Genomic DNA, 18,960 nt, shown 5'->3' with positions numbered 1-18,960 from the left:
AATAAGTAAGCAATCAAAAAAAGAGCCGCCAGTTTTTCATCACTGGAAGCTCTTTTTTATTGAATCAGAGAGGATACGAGTAAACAATTTTGAAGCGAAGCTGAAATGCCATAAGTGTTAGGGGAATTTCTTTCAAAACAAAATTCGGTTTATGCTTACGTTATTCGGGACTATCAAACACACTTATGAAACAAATAGTGATCATGAATCTAAATGAAATGGGACAGTTGAATCTGGTACATCAAAACACGATGTTTCGTTTAACTTGTTTCGTTTAACAAATGAGAAATTCTGTTGTTTACTCGTATAAGCATCTCTCTTTCTATCTATACAATAACACGATTAGAAAGCGTTTGCAAATGATGTGCTTCTAATCTAAAAAAAGAATTTCTTTAAGAGGATTGCTACCTAAAAATCCCTGTGCTATACTATTGGTTGTGCAAGCATCTGCTTGTTTTTTTGAATTTATTTTTAGAGAGGTGTGAGTCCAATCGACGAGAAAAAGATGACTGGAACGCAACAAAGAATTATTGATGCGGCGTTGCATTTAATTTCTCATGTTGGGTATAAAAGTACAACAACAAAACTAATTGCCCAAGAGGCTCATGTTAACGAAACAACGATTTTTAAAAACTTTAAATCAAAAGAAGCGTTAATGGACACAGCGTTTAAGCAACATGCCAATCAAATCAAAGAAGAAGTTGATGCGTTTTTCTCACAACCCTTTAGCTCAACAAGAGAGTTGCTTGAAAAAACAGGCTACTTTATTGAAGACATCTATTCAAGGCATCGTGACGTGGTGATTGGTTCAATTAAAGAAGTCGGAAACGAAAAAGCACAAACTATTTTTACCTATAAGCAAGAATATATTAATCATTCTTTATGCCAACAGTTGCAACGCTTATCCGATCATCCTAATTATACAAAGTCAGAATATGAAACCTTATGTTTTATCTTTAATAATTCGATTCTTGCGTTATTGATTCGTGATATCCGTCATGACAAGGAAGATACGTTAACTCATGTTACATTAGATAGTATCATTCAGATGATGCTGCAGCCTTTTAAAGATTAAAAAAATCATAGATACACTATTGAAAGTAGGAGAAAAAATGACAGAGCCAGCAATTAAATACCGCTTAATCAAAAAAGAAAAACACACCGGCGCTCGACTTGGAGAAATTATCACGCCACACGGAACGTTCCCTACTCCGATGTTTATGCCAGTAGGAACCTTAGCCACTGTAAAGAGTATTGCGCCTGAAGAATTGGATGCAATGGGTGCTGGAATTATTTTAAGCAATACTTACCATTTATGGTTACGTCCAGGTGAAGATATCGTCCAAGAAGCCGGCGGATTACACAAATTTATGAATTGGGATAAAGGAATCTTAACAGATTCTGGTGGTTTCCAAGTCTTTTCATTAAGTGATATGCGTCGCATTGAAGAGGAAGGGGTTCATTTTAGAAATCATTTAAATGGGTCAAAAATGTTCCTATCTCCAGAAAAAGCGATTGACATTCAAAATAAATTAGGTCCAGATATTATGATGAGTTTCGATGAATGTCCACCTTTTGAAGAAAGCTTTGAATACGTTAAAAAATCAATTGAACGTACAAGCCGTTGGGCAGAGCGTGGGTTAAAAGCACATGCAAATCCATCGACACAAGGTTTATTTGGTATCATTCAAGGAGCGGGCTACAAAGAATTAAGACAGCAAAGCGCAAGAGATTTGATTTCAATGGATTTCCCTGGGTATTCTATTGGCGGATTGTCTGTTGGAGAACCCAAACATTTAATGAATGAAGTGTTGGAATACACAACACCACTGATTCCAGAAGACAAACCAAGATATTTGATGGGTGTTGGTTCAGCGGATTCCTTAATTGATGGCGTGATCCGAGGCGTTGATATGTTTGATTGTGTATTGCCAACTCGAATTGCCCGTAACGGTACTTGTATGACAAGTGCAGGTCGCTTAGTTGTTAAAAATGCTCAATACGAGCGTGATTTTAGACCAATTGATGAAAAATGCGATTGCCATACATGTAAAAATTACTCGAGAGCGTATATTCGTCATTTAATTAAAGCAGACGAAACTTTCGGTTTACGTTTAACAAGCTATCACAATTTATACTTCTTACAAAACCTAATGAAAAATGTTCGTCAAGCGATTATGGATGACAATTTATTAGAATTTAGAGAAGCATTTTTTGAAGAATATGGGTTTAACAAGCCAAATGCAAAAAACTTTTAAAAAACATGTGTAATCACTAGCTGAAAACAGAAAAGTTTGTTAAAGTGAGTAGTGAGAATAGTTTTTTAGGAACGAAGAGAAATGGAGTGGAACAAATGTCAGGTATTGTAACGTTTTTACCATTGATCGCAATTTTTGGATTAATGTACTTTATGATGATTAAACCGCAGAAAAAAGCGGCAGATGAAAAGAAAAAAATGATGGAATCTTTGAAAAAAGGTGACGCTATCGTAACGATTGGTGGTTTACACGGAATCGTTGATGAAGTAGTTGAAGTAGATCGTACTGTTGTTATTGATTGCGATGGAGTCTTCTTAACTTTTGAACGAGGTGCAATTGCTCGTATTAAAGAAACAGCTGCTGCAACACCAGTTGAAGTAAAAGAAGAAGTATTAGTTGAAGAACCAACGGTTGTTGAAGAAGTAGAAGTTATTGAAGAAACACCAAATGAAACAAAATAATTAGCTACAAAATGAATACTTGAAGAAGAATGAATTGTTTCTTTTTCAAGTATTTTTACTTTCTATCGTGGAGGAGGAAAGAACATGAAAGAGAAATTCAAAAAAATAATGGAGGGTGTTTTGCAACATCTAACACTGATCAAAATTATTTTTGTGGGGTTTGTTTCATTGTTTGTGGTCTTACAGGTCATAAAAATTGCTGCTGATATTAATTACCGTGATTTAAAGGAAAATTTATTTACGCAAAGTCCAGTAGCGATTGGTTTGATGTTGATTGCAGGGTTAATTGCTATTTTACCGATGATGATTTATGATTTTACAATCGTTGAATTGTTACCTGGAAAGTTTAGTAAAAAGCATATTTTTACCTCTGGATGGATTACCAATACATTTACGAATATTGGTGGATTTGGTGGATTTTTAGGGGCTTCGTTAAGAGCAACTTTCTATGGTGAAGGTGCGAGTCATAAAGAGATTCTTATTGCCATTTCAAAAATCGCCGTTTTCTTATTGTCAGGGTTATCAATCTTATCTTTAGTTGCTTTAGGCAGTTTTTCTTTACCAGGATATGGGGAAGGTTTTCGTCACTACTGGCCATGGTTAGTTGGTGGAGGATTATATTTCCCTATTTTATTTACTTTTACGAAAATAAAAAGTAAAACATTATTTACTGATTTGCCATTAAAACGTGAATTTAAATTGATTGTCGGCTCTGTGTTAGAATGGAGCGGGGCAATGGGATGTTTTATTTTGATTGGATATCTATTACAAGAACCCATTCAGTTAGGGCAAGTTTTCCCATTATTTGTGATTGCCTCGATTATTGGGATTGTGTCAATGGTGCCAGGAGGCGTTGGAACCTTTGATGTCTTTATGATTTACGGGTTAGGACAATTAGGGGTCTCGAAAGAGTTAGCTGTTGTGTGGCTCTTGTTTTATCGAATTTTTTACTACATTATTCCATTTTTTATTGGAATTTCATTTTTCACTCACGATGGCGCACAAAAAATTAATCGCTACCTAGATGGTTTACCTAAGCAATTTATTCAAAAGGTTGCTCATGGCTTTTTAGTTGTTTTTGTTTATTCATCGGGAATTATGATGATTTTAATTTCAACAGTGCCTAATTTAGCGTTTAACAGCCACTTATTTGCTAGGCTTTATCCATTTACTTTCTTCTTTCTTACTCAATTGAGCAATGTGATTTTTGGTTTCTTATTGTTAGGCTTAGCCCGTGGCATTGAAGGGAAGGTAAAAAAAGCTTATTGGCCTACGATTATTATTTTAGGTTTTGGTATTTTAAATACACTAACCAAAGACTTTTCTTGGGGATTAACGATTTTTTTAGGAATCGTTATTGTGTGTGTGTATCTATCTAGGCATGAATTTTATCGAAATAAACTTGTTTATTCTTGGGGAAAAGCTTTATTAGATGGCGCTGTTTTATTTGGTAGTTTGTTATTGTATATTTTAGTTGGCTACTTCAATTCGCCAAGATTCCATCACCGTCGACCGATTCTATTCCATTCTTCACTATTTCCAACAGGTCACGTTTGGCTAGCGGGGTTAATTGGCGTTGTGATTGGTTTAATCAGCTTAGCCATTGTCATTAGTTACTTGATGCGGTCAAAATTGAAAATTGGGGTTTCACTGGATGAGGAACGTTTAAAAGCGGTCATTAATCAGTTTGGTGGAAATGAAGTGAGTCATTTGGCCTTTTTACGAGATAAATATTTTTATTACTATGGCGAAGACCAAGTAGTTTTCCAATTTCGTCAAGAAGCCGATAAATTAGTCGTGATGGGAGAACCTATTGGAGATTCCTCTTTATTTGAAAAAGCCATTGTCGATTTTATGGATGTAGCCGATCAATTTGGTTACTCAGTAGTATTTTATGAAGTAAGTGGTTCATTGGTGATGATTTTACATGAACTTGGCTATGACTTTATGAAGGTTGGAGAGGAAGGACATGTTTCTTTACCCGAATTTACCTTGTCTGGGAAAAAACGACGAGCCGAACGGGCTCTTGTGAATAAAATTGAACGGGAAGGCTATCTATTTGAAATGCTTCAACCGCCTTTTTCTGCAAGTCAGTTTGAAGAATTAAAACAGATTTCTGACGAATGGTTAGAAAAACGAACTGAAAAAGGTTTTTCTCTTGGATTTTATGATGAGTTCTATTTAAATCAAGCTGAAATTGCGGTTGTGAAGACGCCTGAAGGACAGTTGATTGCGTTTGCTTCAATGATGCCAACAGGGTCAGATGAATTGATTTCGATTGATTTAATGCGTTATAAAACAAAAGAAGCACCTAATGGTGTAATGGATTATTTATTTATCAAACTATTTGAATACAATCAAGAACTCGGGTTCCAAGCCTTTAATATGGGCATGGCACCTCTCTCAAATGTTGGAGCGACGCGTTATAGTTTTATTAGTGAACGAATTGCAGGGTTGCTTTATCGCTTTGGGACGAAATTGTATGGCTTTCAAGGTTTACGTCACTACAAAGAAAAATACGTGACTACTTGGATTCCTAAATATGTTGCTTTTAGGAAAAAAAGTTCGATTCTCTTTACGATGTTGCAATTAGTTACCTTAGTAGGAAAAAAACGTCAAATTGATATAAAATAAAGAAGAAGTTCTAAAAAGGAGGCGCATAGTTGACGATGGATTCATTTGTTGAGTACGAACGATACACCCCATGGTTATCTTTAAAAATTAAAGAGTTTCATAAACTAGGTTACTTACAAATCAATGAAGAAGATTTATGGCGCTATCTCACTCGTTTTAGCTGGAAAAGAAAAACACCTGAACATTATTATCAACAAATTTCGCAAATTTGTAAATTGTCTCCAAATGATTATTTAGATTTTGCATCTTTAGAGGCCCAAATTTATAAGGTAGACTCTTTAGACTTAATGGAAATTGATGATTTATTGTAAAAGAAGGAGACTGTCAAAAAAACAGTCTCCTTCTTTTTTTGTTAAATTGTGAAAAAGTTTCATATTTAAAAAAACAAATAAAAACTTTTTTATTTGTGAATACCCTTACAACGTTGTTATTTGAATACTCTTTTATCCTTGTAGTGTAAAGCTAAATACAACTAGTGAAAATAATCACAAAAAACTATTTACAAAATTAAAAAAACGTTGTATGATGTTCTTGTGAAGAAGTTAACAAACTAAAAATAAAATGTTAGTCACTATAGGAGGAACCTACAAATGGTTAAAGCTAAAGTAGAAACACAAGTTGCAGAAGAAAACAATGTTCAAACAATGATTGATGGATTAGCAAGCAAAGGACTAGAAGCATTAAAAATCCTTGAAACATTCGATCAAGAAAAAGTTGACTACATTGTCCATCAAATGGCACTAGCTGGATTAGAACAACATATGCCATTGGCTAAAATGGCTGTTGAAGAAACGGGCCGTGGTATTTATGAAGATAAATGTATTAAAAACATGTTTGCGACTGAATCTATTTGGAATTCAATCAAACACAATAAAACAGTTGGCGTTATTAGCGACGACGAACAAACTCAACTAATGGAAGTTGCAGCCCCAGTTGGAATCGTTTGTGGCGTTACTCCTGTGACAAATCCAACATCAACAACTATGTTTAAAGCGATGATTTCAATTAAAACGCGTAACCCAATTATTTTTGCTTTCCATCCATCAGCTCAAAAATGTTCAGCTGAAGCAGCTCGTATTCTTTACGAAGCAGCTATCAAAGCAGGAGCGCCTGAAGGATGTATCCAATGGGTTGAATACCCATCACTTGAAGCAACAAGCACATTAATGAACCACCCAGACATTGCGATCGTTTTAGCAACAGGTGGATCAGGGATGGTAAAATCAGCTTATTCAACTGGTAAACCAGCACTTGGCGTAGGCCCAGGAAATGTTCCAAGTTATATTGAAAAAACTGCAAAAATTAAACGTGCTGTTAATGACGTAATTGCATCAAAATCATTTGATAATGGAATGATTTGTGCCTCAGAGCAAGCCGTAATCGTAGATGCTGAAATTTACGACGAAGTAAAAGCTGAATTTGAAAGACATCAAGTATATGTAGTAAAAGCTAAAGAATTAGCAAAATTAGAAGCCGTTGTAATGAACGAAGGAAAATATGCTGTAAACGCAGCAATTGTTGGGAAATCTGCTTATGAAATTGCTAAATTAGCAGGGATTAAAGTGCCAGAAAGAACTAAAATCTTAATTGCTGAATTAGATGGTGCTGGCGCTGACTATCCATTATCACGTGAAAAATTATCACCAGTATTGGCGATGATGAAAGCAGAAAGCACTAAACACGCCTTTGAATTATGTGAAACAATGTTAGAACTTGGTGGTCTAGGTCATTCAGCAGCAATTCACACATTAGATGACAACTTAGCACGTGAATTTGGTATTCAAATGAAAGCTTGTCGTATCTTGGTTAACTCTCCAACTGCGCAAGGTGGGATTGGTGATTTATACAACAACATGATTCCATCACTAACACTAGGTTGTGGATCTTATGGTAAAAACTCAATTTCAAAAAATGTTTCAACAATCAACTTATTGAACATTAAAACAATCGCGAAACGGAGAAAAAATATGCAATGGTTTAGACTTCCTTCAAGAGTATACTTCGAAAAAAATTCAGTACAATATTTACAAAAAATGGAAAATGTTGAACGCGTCTTCTTAGTATGTGATCCAGGAATGGTTCAATTCGGCTATGCTGACTTAGTAATGAAAGAACTATACAAACGTCAAAATAACGTTAAAATCGAAGTCTTCTCACAAGTAGAGCCAAACCCATCTTCAAACACCGTTAAAGCAGGTACAGAAGCAATGATCGCCTTTGAACCAGATACAATCATTGCACTTGGCGGTGGATCTGCAATGGATGCGGCTAAAGGTATGTGGTTATTCTATGAAAAACCAGAAACTGAATTCTTTGGAGCAAAACAAAAATTCTTAGATATCAGAAAACGTACGTACAAAATTCCATCATTAACAAAAACACAATTTGTATGTATCCCAACAACTTCAGGAACAGGTTCAGAAGTAACACCATTTGCAGTAATTACAGATAGTGAAACACATGTGAAATACCCATTAGCCGACTACGCGTTAACACCAGACGTAGCGATTATTGATTCACAATTCGTGATGAGTGTTCCTAAATCAGTAACTGCTGACACAGGTATGGACGTATTAACTCACGCAATCGAGTCGTATGTATCTGTCATGGCAAGTGACTATACTCGTGGACTAAGCTTACAAGCAATCAAATTAGTTTTTGAAAACCTACGTGATTCTTATAATACAGCAAATGAAGAAGCAAGAGAAAAAATGCATAATGCGTCAACAATGGCTGGTATGGCTTTTGCCAATGCCTTCCTAGGAATTAACCACTCAATTGCCCACAAAATTGGTGGAGAGTATAATATTCCTCATGGTCGTACAAATGCGATCCTAATGCCACATGTTATTCGTTATAATGCTAAAGATCCTTCAAAACACGCTTTATTCCCTAAATACGAATATTTCCGTGCAGATGAAGACTATGCTGATATTGCTCGCTTTATGGGCTTCAAAGGCAACTCAACAGCTGAATTAGTTGAATCACTTGTTCAAGAAATCATCAAATTAGGTAAAGATTTGAACATTGATATGAGTCTAAAAGGTCAAGGTGTCACTCAAGCGACATTAGATACAACCGTAGATCGTATGGCAGAATTAGCTTTCGAAGATCAATGTACAACAGCAAATCCAAAGGAACCATTAATCGTTGAATTACGCCAAATTATTATTGATTCATATATTGGTGAATAAGAAAAAATTAAGCAGAATGAACTTTCCTAAAAAGAAAGTTCATTCTGTTTTTATTTATTAGCTAATTTAATGAAATAAGTTAGTAAATTTAGCGTTAAAAAAGAATAAATCTTGATATTTTAATAGATTTTCGATATGATAATAGTAAAAATTAGGGAAACCTAAAAATAAATTTCCTTAAAAGAAAGGTGAAGCATAAAATGACACCCAATAAAGAAGACTATTTAAAAATTATATTTGAATTAGGCGGAGCCAATCAAAAAATAAATAATAAACAAATTGTAACTGGTTTAAGTGTTTCAGCAGCATCTGTTAGTGAGATGATGTCGAAATTACTAAAAGAAGGCTACATTGACCATACTCCTTATCAAGGAGCACAATTGACAGAAGCTGGTTTACATGAAGCCAGTATTTTAGTACGCAAGCATCGCTTGTGGGAAGTCTTTTTAGTCGAACATTTAGGCTTTTCTTGGAATGAAGTCCATGACGAAGCAGAAGTTTTGGAGCATGTAACGTCTTCTAATCTAGCGAATCATTTAGAAGAATACCTAAATTTCCCAGCCAACTGTCCTCATGGCGGAGTAATTCCTGATAAACAAGGGAAGATTATCGAAAGTCCACTACAAACCTTAGTAGAAATGTCAGTAGATACAGATGTGAAAATTCAACGAGTATTAGATGATCGTGAATTGTTAGATTATTTAGTGACAGTAGGAATTAACATTGGAGACCAATGTCGAATTACTGAAATAGGTGCTTATGAAGGGCCAATTACATTAACTAAAGATGGGCAGGCCATTCAGATTAGCTATAAAGCAGCCTGCAATTTATTTATTCAACCATTATAAAGTAGGAGGAGAGATTAAATGAAAAAAAACTATCTTCTTATCTTAATAGGACTCAGTTTGGTAGTGATGGTTGGTTGTCAAAATAATTCTTCGCAAAAAGATCCAAATAAGATACAAGTCGTAGCGACAACAACAATGCTAACTGATTTAGTTAAAAATATCGGCGGAGATAAAGTTCAAGTTAACGGACTAATGGGGCCAGGAATCGACCCACATCTCTATCAAGCAAGTGCAAAAGATGTTACTAAAATGCAGACAGCAGATGTTGTGGTGCATAATGGTTTGCATTTAGAAGGTAAGATGGGAGACGTTTTTGAAGCGTTAAATAAACGAGGCAAAAACGTCATCAAAATTGAAAACGGTCTTGATAAAACTAAATTACTCAAGTCAGAAGACAATTCTAGTCAACCAGACCCACATATTTGGTTCGACGTTTCCATGTGGCAACAAGGAGCCAAAGAAGTTGCTAAAGGATTAATTAAAGCAGATCCAAAAAATCAAGCGACCTATCAAACAAATTTAGATCGTTATCTCGCAGAATTGGTTGAATTAGATCAATACATGATGAATAAGGTTCAAGAGTTGCCAAAAGAAAAACGAATCTTAGTGACCGCCCATGATGCCTTTCGTTATTTTGGTCAACGCTACGATTTTGAGGTAGTCGGATTACAAGGAATCAGCACGCAAGCAGAAGCAGGTACCGGAGATATGCGGAAATTGGCTGATTTTATTGTGAAACACCAAATCAAAGCGGTTTTTGTCGAATCATCCGTCCCTACCAAAACGATTGAAGCGTTACAAGCGGCAACAAAAGCAAAAGGCTTTGACGTAAAAATCGGTGGCGAGTTGTATTCAGATTCTTTAGGAGACGAAAAACACGATACGGCCACTTATATTAAAACATTAAAAGCAAATACAGATACAATTGTGAATGCATTAAAATAAAAAAGTAAGCAGGTGAAAAAAATGGAGCAAACTAAACAAGCAATTTCGATTCAGCAATTAACGGTTGCTTATGATGAAAAACCGGTTCTTTGGAATGTCAGTTTGGATATACCTAAAGGACAATTAACAGCGATTATCGGTCCGAATGGAGCAGGAAAAACAACCTTAATTAAAGCCATTATCAATTTAATTAAACCAGTTGCAGGTGAAGTAACCTTTCAATTTAAAAACCAAATGCAGCAAAGTTATCAATCAAGTAAAAATTTGGTTGCCTATGTTCCACAAAATGGAAGCGTTGATTGGGATTTTCCAGCAACGGTAATAGATGTCGTTGTAATGGGGCGTTATGGACATCTTGGGTGGTTTAAACGTCCTAAAAAAGCTGATTTTGACTTAGCTAAAAAAATGCTAGAAAAAGTAGGGATGACTGAATTTTCAACTCGCCAAATTAGTCAGTTATCTGGAGGTCAACGTCAGCGTGTTTTCTTAGCACGCGCGCTTGTACAAGAAGCGGAAATTTATTTGATGGATGAACCGTTTCAAGGAGTAGATGCCCAAACTGAAAAAATCATTATTGGTCTACTGAAAGAATTAAAAGATGAAGGCAAGACGATTGTTGTGGTTCATCATGATTTACAAACCGTGCCAGAATACTTTGATAACGTTGTACTGGTCAATCAAGCTTTAGTCGCAACAGGTTCTGTAGAAAGTACCTTTACAGCCGAAAATATCGCAAAAACCTATCAAACCGCTGAAAGATTGCCAGAAGAGGTGGGGAAGTAGATGACATTTTGGACTCTTTTTTCAGATTACACTTTTCAAGTTGTGGCACTTGGATCAGCCTTATTGGGATTGCTGAGTGGCGTTATTGGTAGTTTTGCTGTGCTTAGAAAACAAAGCTTATTAGGGGATGCTGTAAGTCATGCTGCGCTACCAGGGATATGCTTAGCCTTTATGATTACGAATATTAAACAGACAGAAGTTTTATTGATAGGTGCTTTGATCTCAGGCTTAGTTGCAACATGGCTGATCATGAGCATTGTTAAGTACTCAAAAATAAAATTTGATAGTGCATTAGCTTTGATTACTTCCGTATTTTTTGGTTTAGGTATGGTTTTTCTAACCTATATTCAAAAAACGCCAGATGCAAATCAAGCAGGATTAAAAAGTTTTATTTTTGGTCAGTCCTCCACCTTATTAGTAGGTGATGTTAAATGGATGCTAGGAATTGGGATGATTATTTTAGTATTAATCTTCCTATTTTGGAAAGAATTTAAATTAATTGCTTTTGATGAAGTATTTGCTAAAAGCATTGGTGTTCCAGTTCATGGCATTAGTATTTTATTATCAGCGATGACGGTCGTAACGATTATTATTGGACTGCAAACAGTTGGAGTTATTTTGATGAGTTCGTTATTAATCGGACCTGCTGTTGCCGCTAGACAATGGACGAATCGGTTAGCGGTGATGGTGAGTTTAGCAGCAGTTTTTGGTGGTGTTTCAGGGGTTTTAGGAACGGTTATTAGTTCCTTAGGTAAGCAAATTCCAACAGGACCAACAATCGTTGTTGTGATTAGCGTGATTGTGCTGATTAGTTTAGTGATAGCACCAAATCGTGGGATGTTGTGGAAATTAAAACAGCGTAGGCGTCAAAAAAAAGCATTGACTATCCGCTTAAATCAAGGAGGCGATTAGGATGCATCCAGAATTAGAAATTCAATTGATTGCGATTATTGTTTCACTTGCCTGTTCCTTACTGGGTGTCTTTTTAGTTTTAAGAGGAATGACAATGATGGCTGATGCGATTACACATACCATTTTATTAGGAATCGTGGTGGCCTTTTTTGCAACTGAAAATTTGGCCTCACCATTTTTAATTGTTGGTGCCGCTTTGATGGGTGTCTTTACGGTTTGGTTAACAGAATTGCTCCATCAAACAAGGCTATTAGCAAAAGATGCTTCAATTGGTGTGGTCTTCCCATTACTGTTTAGTATCGCGATTATTTTGATTTCCCGCTATGCAGGTTCTGTTCATTTAGACACGGATTCAGTACTACTTGGCGAATTGGCTTTTGCGCCATTTGAGCGAATGGTTATTTTTGGAGTGGATATAGGAGCACAAGGAATCTACTCAATGGGGATTATTTTAATCATCAACTTAATTTTTATTTTGTTATTTTATAAAGAATTAAAATTAGCCACTTTTGATGCGGTTTTAGCCGCTGCATTAGGATTTTCGCCAGTCATTTTACACTATGCGTTGATGACACTGGTTTCAGTCACTGCAGTTGGAGCATTTGAGGCAGTTGGATCAATTTTAGTAGTAGCTTTTATTGTGGGGCCACCTGTTACCGCGTATCTTTTGACAAATGAATTAAAGAAAATGTTATGGATTAGTGGCATTGTGGGTGTGATAGACAGTATCGTTGGATTCCAATTAGCGATGTTTTTGGATGTTTCAATTGCAGGGATGATTGCGGTTATTATTGGGATAACTTTCTTATTAGTCTTTATCTTCTCACCTAAAAAAGGATTGATTCAAGCTGTTAGACAACGAAATCGTCAAAAAAAAGAATTAGCCTATCGATTAAAAATGGAACCTATTAAATAAATTATTTTAAGTTTACTTTCTCGACAGAGAGTAAACTTTTTTTGTTTGTTCTAGCGAAAGAACTTGTGTTCGTGTATAATAAGAAATAAAGATGGAGGTGTAGAAAGATGGAACATGTCGTTTTACAATTTGCAGAACCAGTACGTGACACATCAAGAAAAATTATTCATGTGGATATGGATGCTTTCTATGCCTCTGTAGAAGAACGTGAAAATCCTGAATTAAAAGGAAAACCGTTAGTGATTGCTAGGCATCCAAAAGATAATGGTGGAAGAGGCGTCGTTACGACGGCTAATTACGAAGCGAGAAAATACGGTATTCATTCAGCTATGAGCGCTCAAAAAGCCTATGAACTTTGCCCACAAGCGATTTTTGTTCCAGGTAGACATGAACTTTACCAAGAAATTTCCACTCAAATTCGAGAAGTATTTAAGCACTACACAGATATCATTGAACCATTAGCTTTAGATGAAGCTTATTTAGACGTAACAGAAAATAAAAAAGGGATTAGTAGCGCTACGGTTATTGCAAAAATGATTCAAAAAGAAATTTGGGAAGAATTGCATTTAACTTGTTCAGCTGGCGTATCTTATAATAAATTTATTGCAAAACTAGCATCTGACTATAAAAAACCTGCCGGCATCACAGTTATTCCGCCAGAAAAAGCATTGGTCTTTTTAAAAGAATTACCCATTGGAAAATTTTATGGCGTAGGAAAGAAAACCGCTGAAAAAATGCATGATTGGGGCGTTTTTACGGGACAAGATTTAGTTGAAAAAAGCGAGATGGATTTGATTCAACGCTTCGGTAAGATGGGGTATTCCTTGTATCGAAAAGTAAGAGGAATTGATAACAATCCAGTTGAGAGTACTCGAGTGCGTAAGTCAGTAGGACGGGAGCATACGTATGGCCAACCTTTAACGATAGAAGAGGAAATCTTAGCAGAACTTCGTTTTTTAGCTGGAAAAGTACACACTTCTTTAGTAAAAGTTCAAAAACACGGGAAGGTGGTTGTGTTAAAAGTACGTACATCTGATTATGAAACAATGACCAAACGTATTAGTTTGCCTAGTTATGTAAAAGACAGTGAAGAAATTTATTTTCATGCGTTAAATTTATGGGAAGATGTGGGATTGATAGGGAAAGAAATTCGGTTATTAGGAATTACTGTGACCAACCTTGACCCGTTAACATTTGAAAATATTGTTTTGCCACTATGGGAAAAAGAAAAATAAGTTCAAAAATTCTGATGAACAGAGTTTTTGAACTTTTTTATTAGATGCTAGGTGCAAATTAGATGAATAAGTTGTACAATAGAAGAATACTAATACAGTTTTTGTGTTTGATTATAACATAGAAGGAGCGATTGAAATGAAGATATCATGGCATGGACAGTCTTGTGTTAAAATTTTAACAGATACAGATAAGCAAATTTTAATAGATCCCTATATTACAGGAAATCCCTTAAGTGATTTGGATGCAGGGACGATTGAAGCTGATGTGATTATTGTCACTCATGCTCATGCAGACCATATCGGAGATACTGCCGAGATTGCCAAACGAACAGGAGCTTTAATTGTTGCAAATGCTGAATTAGCCGGTTTTTTTGCGAGTCAAGGGCTTCAAACCCATGGCATGCAAATGGGTGGGAAACATCAATTTGATTTCGGTTTAATCAAAATGACTCCTGCAATACATGGTTCAATGTACGAAGTGCAAGGCCAACCTGTTACATTTGGCTTAGCAGCAGGAATTGTTTTGAGTGACGGATGCCACACTGTTTATCACGCAGGAGATACGGCTTTATTTTCAGATATGAAATTAATCGGAGAATTCAACAAAATAGATTTAGCTTTCTTACCAATTGGCGATAATTACACTATGGGACCAGAAGAAGCCGTAATCGCTAGTAAATGGCTAAAAGCTAATAAAGTTGTGCCAATTCATTACAATACATTTCCTTTGATTGAACAAGATCCAATTGCCTTTGTTGAAGCTTTACCTAAAAACGTAGGGGTGGCACTGCAAGTGGGAGAAATAATCGAATTATAAGTTGAAAAAGTCGGAGGATAGCAGATGACAACAAAACATGACCAGATCTTAACGTATATTGAAACGTTACCAGTTGGAGAGCGAATCTCAGTACGTTTGATTGCTAAAAATTTACAAGTAAGTGAAGGAACTGCTTATCGTGCCATTAAAGAAGCAGAAAATATAGGATTAGTTTCGACCATTCAACGAGTGGGAACTATCCGAATTGAGCGCAAAATGAAAGAACATTTTGAAAAATTAACCTATGGTGAAATCGTGAAGATTATCGAAGGGGATATTTTAGGTGGTATTGACGGGTTAGATAAAGTCTTAAATAAATTTGTCATCGGAGCGATGAAGGAAGACGCCATGCTACGTTACATTACACCAGGTTCACTAATGATTGTCGGAAATCGAATTGGGGCTCAGCGCCTCGCTTTAGAAAACGGTGCAGCAGTTTTAATTACCGGTGGATTTGATACAACTGAGGAGATTGTGGAATTAGCGAATCAGGCCAAATTGCCTGTTATTCGAACCACCTATGACTCCTTTACGGTTGCAACGTTAATCAACCGAGCAATGACGGATCAGCTGATTAAAAAAGACATTATGCTCGTTGGCGATATTTTTACGAATGTAGAAAAAACCATCTATTTAAATAGTGAAGATACAGTAGCGGATTACCGCAAATTAAATGATGAAAGTCGACATTCGCGTTTCCCAATTGTGAATAAAAAAATGCGCTTAATCGGGATTGTAACAGCTAAAGATGTGGTTGGAAAGCCAGATAATCTAAGTATTGAACGAGTGATGACAAAGGATCCCTCTTATGTTAAAACACATATGAGTGTGGCAAGTGTGGGGCATTTAATGATTTGGGATGGGCTAGAGGTTATGCCTGTTGTGAAAGATGATTTAACCTTGATTGGGATTATTTCTAGACAAGATGTGATGAAAGCGATGCAACTAGCGCAACGCCAACCACAGGTGGGAGATACGATTGCCGATCAAATTGCAGAACAGCTAGAGTTAACAAGTGAAAATCCTGACGATTGGCATTCAGCTATTCCAGCATTCAAGTTTAAAGTGACGCCTCAAATGACCAACAGTGTTGGAACCATCTCTTTTGGTGTATTAAGTGAACTTGTTGCTAGCGCTTCTCAGCGAACACTTTTAGCGTATCAAAAGCGCAATGCAGTCATTGAGCAAATGAATTTACATTATTTTAAAATGATTCAATTAGAAAGTGAATTAGAGATTCGTCCACGAGTCCTAGAAATTGGGAGGCGCTCGTCTAAGCTAGACATTGAAGTATTTATTGAAAATACCCTTGTTGCCAAAGCCATTGTGATTTGTCAATTGATGGAGCGTACCTAACTAAACGAATTAAAAGGAGTAAATTGAATGAATGAATCCATTTTTACTGAAATACTAACAGCTATCAAAGAACATCGAACTATTATTATCCATCGTCATCAAAGACCAGACCCAGACGCCTTAGGTTCACAAGGTGGACTATATGAACTATTAAAAGCAACGTTTCCTGAAAAACGTCTTTTAAAAGCAGGAGGATCGGTAGAAGGTCTAGCATTCTTATCTGAAATGGATCAAGTAGAAGCTGCTGATTATAAAGACGCACTAGTTATCGTAACAGACACAGCGAATAGTCCACGCATTAGTGGTGAAAACTATTCAAAAGGCGATATGCTAATTAAAATAGATCACCACCCAAATGATGAACCATACGGTGATCTTGTCTACGTTAACACAGAGGCGAGTAGCTGCAGTGAAATTATTGTTGATTTTTATCATGCTTGTCAATCAGAGTTAACAATGACAGATGAAGCGGCCCGCCTATTATATGCAGGAATAGTCGGAGACACAGGGCGTTTCCTATATCCAGCGACAACCTCCCATACCTTAAAAATTGCTGCTGAATTAATGGACTATTCATTTTCAGCCACAGCATTAAATAATCAGCTAAATACAATGAGTAAAGCAGTGGCCCATTTATCCGGTTATGTCTTACAAAATATTAAAGTTGACGAAAATGGGGTTGGGAATGTTCTTTTAACAAATGAGATTTTAAAAGAATTTGGTGTGGCTGATTCTGAAACAGCAGCAATTGTCTCGTTGCCAGGAAGTGTCGAAGGCATTTTAATGTGGGGGATTTTTGTTGAACAAGAAGAAGGTTACTTCCGTTGTCGCTTACGCTCAAAAGGCCCAGCAATCAATGAAGTAGCAAAACGCCATCATGGTGGCGGACATCCATTAGCTAGTGGTGCAAATGCAAAAGATCGCGCAGAAATTGCAGAAATTCTTACTGAATTTGAAGCATTAGCCATCGAGTGGAATCAATAAAAATCGACAAAAAAAGTTCTTTCAATTTTGAAAGAACTTTTTTTGTCGATTACGTGATTACTCACCAGTTGGATTCCAAAACCATTTGAAGCCGTCTTTTTCAAGCAATTGATCGCTACAAACAGGTCCCATTGAACCACTTGGATAATTTGGGAATTCTGGAGTTTCTTTGTCCCATGCTTGACGAATAACGTCAACAAATTTCCACGATTGAGCCACTTCATCCCAATGAGTGAAGTTGGTAGAGTCGCCATTTAAACAATCAAGAATTAATTTTTCATAAGCTTCTGGACTATTTGCTGAAGTTTCAGCCGAATTTTTATGTTTTAAATTCAATAATTCCGTTTCTAAACCTTGACCGATTTTTTTTGAATTTAATTGAAGTGAAAAACCTTCCGTTGGTTGAATGTAAATCGTCAGCACATTTGGTTCTTGCGGAGTTGTGTGGTCTTCACTGAACAAATTTAACGGCATCCCTTTAAATTGAATATTGATTTGAGTTCCTTTTTCACGCAATTTTTTACCTGTACGGATGTAGAAGGGAACGCCGGCCCATCTAAAGTTATCAATCATGACTTTACCTGCTACAAAAGTTTCTGTTTGTGAAGCGGGATCTACATTTTGTTCTTCACGGTAACCAAGTGATTTTTCGTCATGAACAGTGCTTGCACCATATTGACCACGAACAAAATAATGACGAACTTCTTCTGGTTTGAAGATGCGAACAGAACGCAGTGCTTTGATTTTTTCTTCACGAATTTCTTCGTCTTTTAATTCAATTGGTGGCTCCATTGCTAAAAGAGAGACAACTTGTAAAATATGATTTTGAACCATATCACGAAGAGCTCCACTTGTTTCATAGTAGCCGCCACGTTCTTCAACACCAATTGATTCGCTTAAGGTAATTTGAATATTATCGATATAGCGGTTGTTCCACATTGACTCAAAAATAGCATTCGCAAAACGAACGGCTGAAATATTTTGAATCATTTCTTTTCCTAGATAATGATCGATGCGATAAATTTGATTTTCATGGAAAGAAGCGCGAATTTGGTCATTTAAGATAGCAGCACTTTCATAGTCATGTCCAAATGGTTTTTCTATAATCAAACGATTGAATCCATCATCAGTAATTAATTCTTCAGCTTTTAAATGTTCTGTAATTGTCCCAAAGAAGTTTGGCGACATTGCTAGGTAATAAATACGATTATTTTCAAGCTGATATTTTTCGTCCAGCTTTGTTGATAATTCTTTTAGTTCGGAATAGTGTTCCGTATCGGTCACATTATGAGCTTGATAGTAAAAATGACTCGCAAATTTTGTCGCCTCTTCTGTTGAATCGGCTAAATCTTTAATTGTCTCCATTACAATCTCACGGTAGTATTCATTTGTCCATTCACGTCTAGCCGTTCCAATAACTGCAAAATGCTCTTTTAAAAAACCTTTTTTATATAAACGGTAAAGCGATGGATAAAGTTTTCGTTTTGCTAAGTCACCTGTTCCGCCGAAAATGGTGAAAAGGGCTGTTTTTTCTTGATTCATACAGAGTACCTCACTTTCAAATGCCGCTTAATTATATAAGCTAATCCTCATTATAACTTGATTATTGTTTTTATT

At 36.1% G+C, this 18,960-nt stretch carries 16 protein-coding genes; 15 read left to right on the top strand and 1 reads right to left on the bottom strand.

The features are described 5' to 3' along the window. The first annotated feature begins 481 nt into the window (after positions 1–481). The 15 genes from AC07SW_RS02460 (at position 482) to AC07SW_RS02390 (ending at position 17,343) form a co-directional block, all read left to right on the top strand. Entirely contained in the window at positions 482–1,075 is a 594-nt protein-coding gene (locus tag AC07SW_RS02460; RefSeq protein WP_233218314.1) for a TetR/AcrR family transcriptional regulator, read from the top strand. Positions 1,076–1,112: 37 nt separating this feature from the next. Next, complete coding sequence (gene tgt / locus AC07SW_RS02455) at positions 1,113–2,258, top strand: tRNA guanosine(34) transglycosylase Tgt (RefSeq protein WP_034568950.1); 1,146 nt, start codon at positions 1,113–1,115, stop codon at positions 2,256–2,258. 95 nt (positions 2,259–2,353) lie between these two features. Further along, positions 2,354–2,719: a preprotein translocase subunit YajC gene (gene yajC, locus AC07SW_RS02450; protein ID WP_034568953.1), complete on the top strand. Its 366-nt coding sequence runs from the start codon at positions 2,354–2,356 to the stop codon at positions 2,717–2,719. Between the two features lie 84 nt (positions 2,720–2,803). Next, on the top strand, positions 2,804–5,353 hold the full coding sequence (mprF, locus tag AC07SW_RS02445) for a bifunctional lysylphosphatidylglycerol flippase/synthetase MprF (protein ID WP_034568954.1): 2,550 nt from the start codon (positions 2,804–2,806) through the stop codon (positions 5,351–5,353). Between the two features lie 35 nt (positions 5,354–5,388). Continuing rightward, positions 5,389–5,664: a post-transcriptional regulator gene (locus AC07SW_RS02440; protein WP_494632223.1), complete on the top strand. Its 276-nt coding sequence runs from the start codon at positions 5,389–5,391 to the stop codon at positions 5,662–5,664. 279 nt (positions 5,665–5,943) lie between these two features. After that, a complete protein-coding gene (gene adhE / locus AC07SW_RS02435) occupies positions 5,944–8,547 on the top strand; it encodes a bifunctional acetaldehyde-CoA/alcohol dehydrogenase (RefSeq protein ID WP_034568956.1) in 2,604 nt (867 codons plus the stop codon). Between the two features lie 200 nt (positions 8,548–8,747). Beyond that, positions 8,748–9,395 carry a metal-dependent transcriptional regulator gene (locus AC07SW_RS02430; protein ID WP_034568959.1) on the top strand — a complete coding sequence of 216 codons (648 nt, stop codon included), beginning with the start codon at positions 8,748–8,750 and terminating at the stop codon, positions 9,393–9,395. Positions 9,396–9,413: 18 nt separating this feature from the next. Beyond that, positions 9,414–10,340 (top strand): metal ABC transporter solute-binding protein, Zn/Mn family, encoded by a 927-nt coding sequence (locus AC07SW_RS02425; RefSeq protein ID WP_494632173.1) that lies wholly within the window; start codon positions 9,414–9,416, stop codon positions 10,338–10,340. A gap of 21 nt (positions 10,341–10,361) precedes the next feature. After that, complete coding sequence (locus AC07SW_RS02420) at positions 10,362–11,123, top strand: metal ABC transporter ATP-binding protein (RefSeq protein WP_034568962.1); 762 nt, start codon at positions 10,362–10,364, stop codon at positions 11,121–11,123. Beyond that, complete coding sequence (locus AC07SW_RS02415) at positions 11,124–12,035, top strand: metal ABC transporter permease (RefSeq protein WP_463684394.1); 912 nt, start codon at positions 11,124–11,126, stop codon at positions 12,033–12,035. Position 12,036: 1 nt separating this feature from the next. Further along, the gene (locus tag AC07SW_RS02410) at positions 12,037–12,951 is read left to right on the top strand and encodes a metal ABC transporter permease (protein WP_119908242.1); all 915 of its coding nucleotides are present in this window, start codon (positions 12,037–12,039) and stop codon (positions 12,949–12,951) included. Positions 12,952–13,058: 107 nt separating this feature from the next. Beyond that, positions 13,059–14,186, top strand: a complete 1,128-nt coding sequence (gene dinB, locus AC07SW_RS02405; RefSeq protein ID WP_494632172.1) for a DNA polymerase IV — start codon at positions 13,059–13,061, stop codon at positions 14,184–14,186. A gap of 136 nt (positions 14,187–14,322) precedes the next feature. After that, entirely contained in the window at positions 14,323–15,003 is a 681-nt protein-coding gene (locus tag AC07SW_RS02400) for a metal-dependent hydrolase (RefSeq protein WP_135018695.1), read from the top strand. 24 nt (positions 15,004–15,027) lie between these two features. Continuing rightward, positions 15,028–16,359, top strand: coding sequence for a DRTGG domain-containing protein (locus AC07SW_RS02395; protein ID WP_034568974.1), 1,332 nt, complete (start codon positions 15,028–15,030; stop codon positions 16,357–16,359). Positions 16,360–16,386: 27 nt separating this feature from the next. After that, positions 16,387–17,343, top strand: a complete 957-nt coding sequence (locus AC07SW_RS02390; RefSeq protein WP_494632170.1) for a DHH family phosphoesterase — start codon at positions 16,387–16,389, stop codon at positions 17,341–17,343. 57 nt (positions 17,344–17,400) lie between these two features. On the opposite strand, the gene zwf is transcribed toward AC07SW_RS02390, so the two are convergent. Then, positions 17,401–18,885: a glucose-6-phosphate dehydrogenase gene (zwf, locus tag AC07SW_RS02385; RefSeq protein ID WP_135024070.1), complete on the bottom strand. Its 1,485-nt coding sequence runs from the start codon at positions 18,883–18,885 to the stop codon at positions 17,401–17,403. Positions 18,886–18,960 lie beyond the last annotated feature (75 nt).

Source organism: Carnobacterium sp. GW821-FHT04C06, from assembly GCF_059420345.1.
Note: the sequence above shows the minus strand (reverse complement) of the source record. Positions and strands in the feature narration are given on the sequence as shown.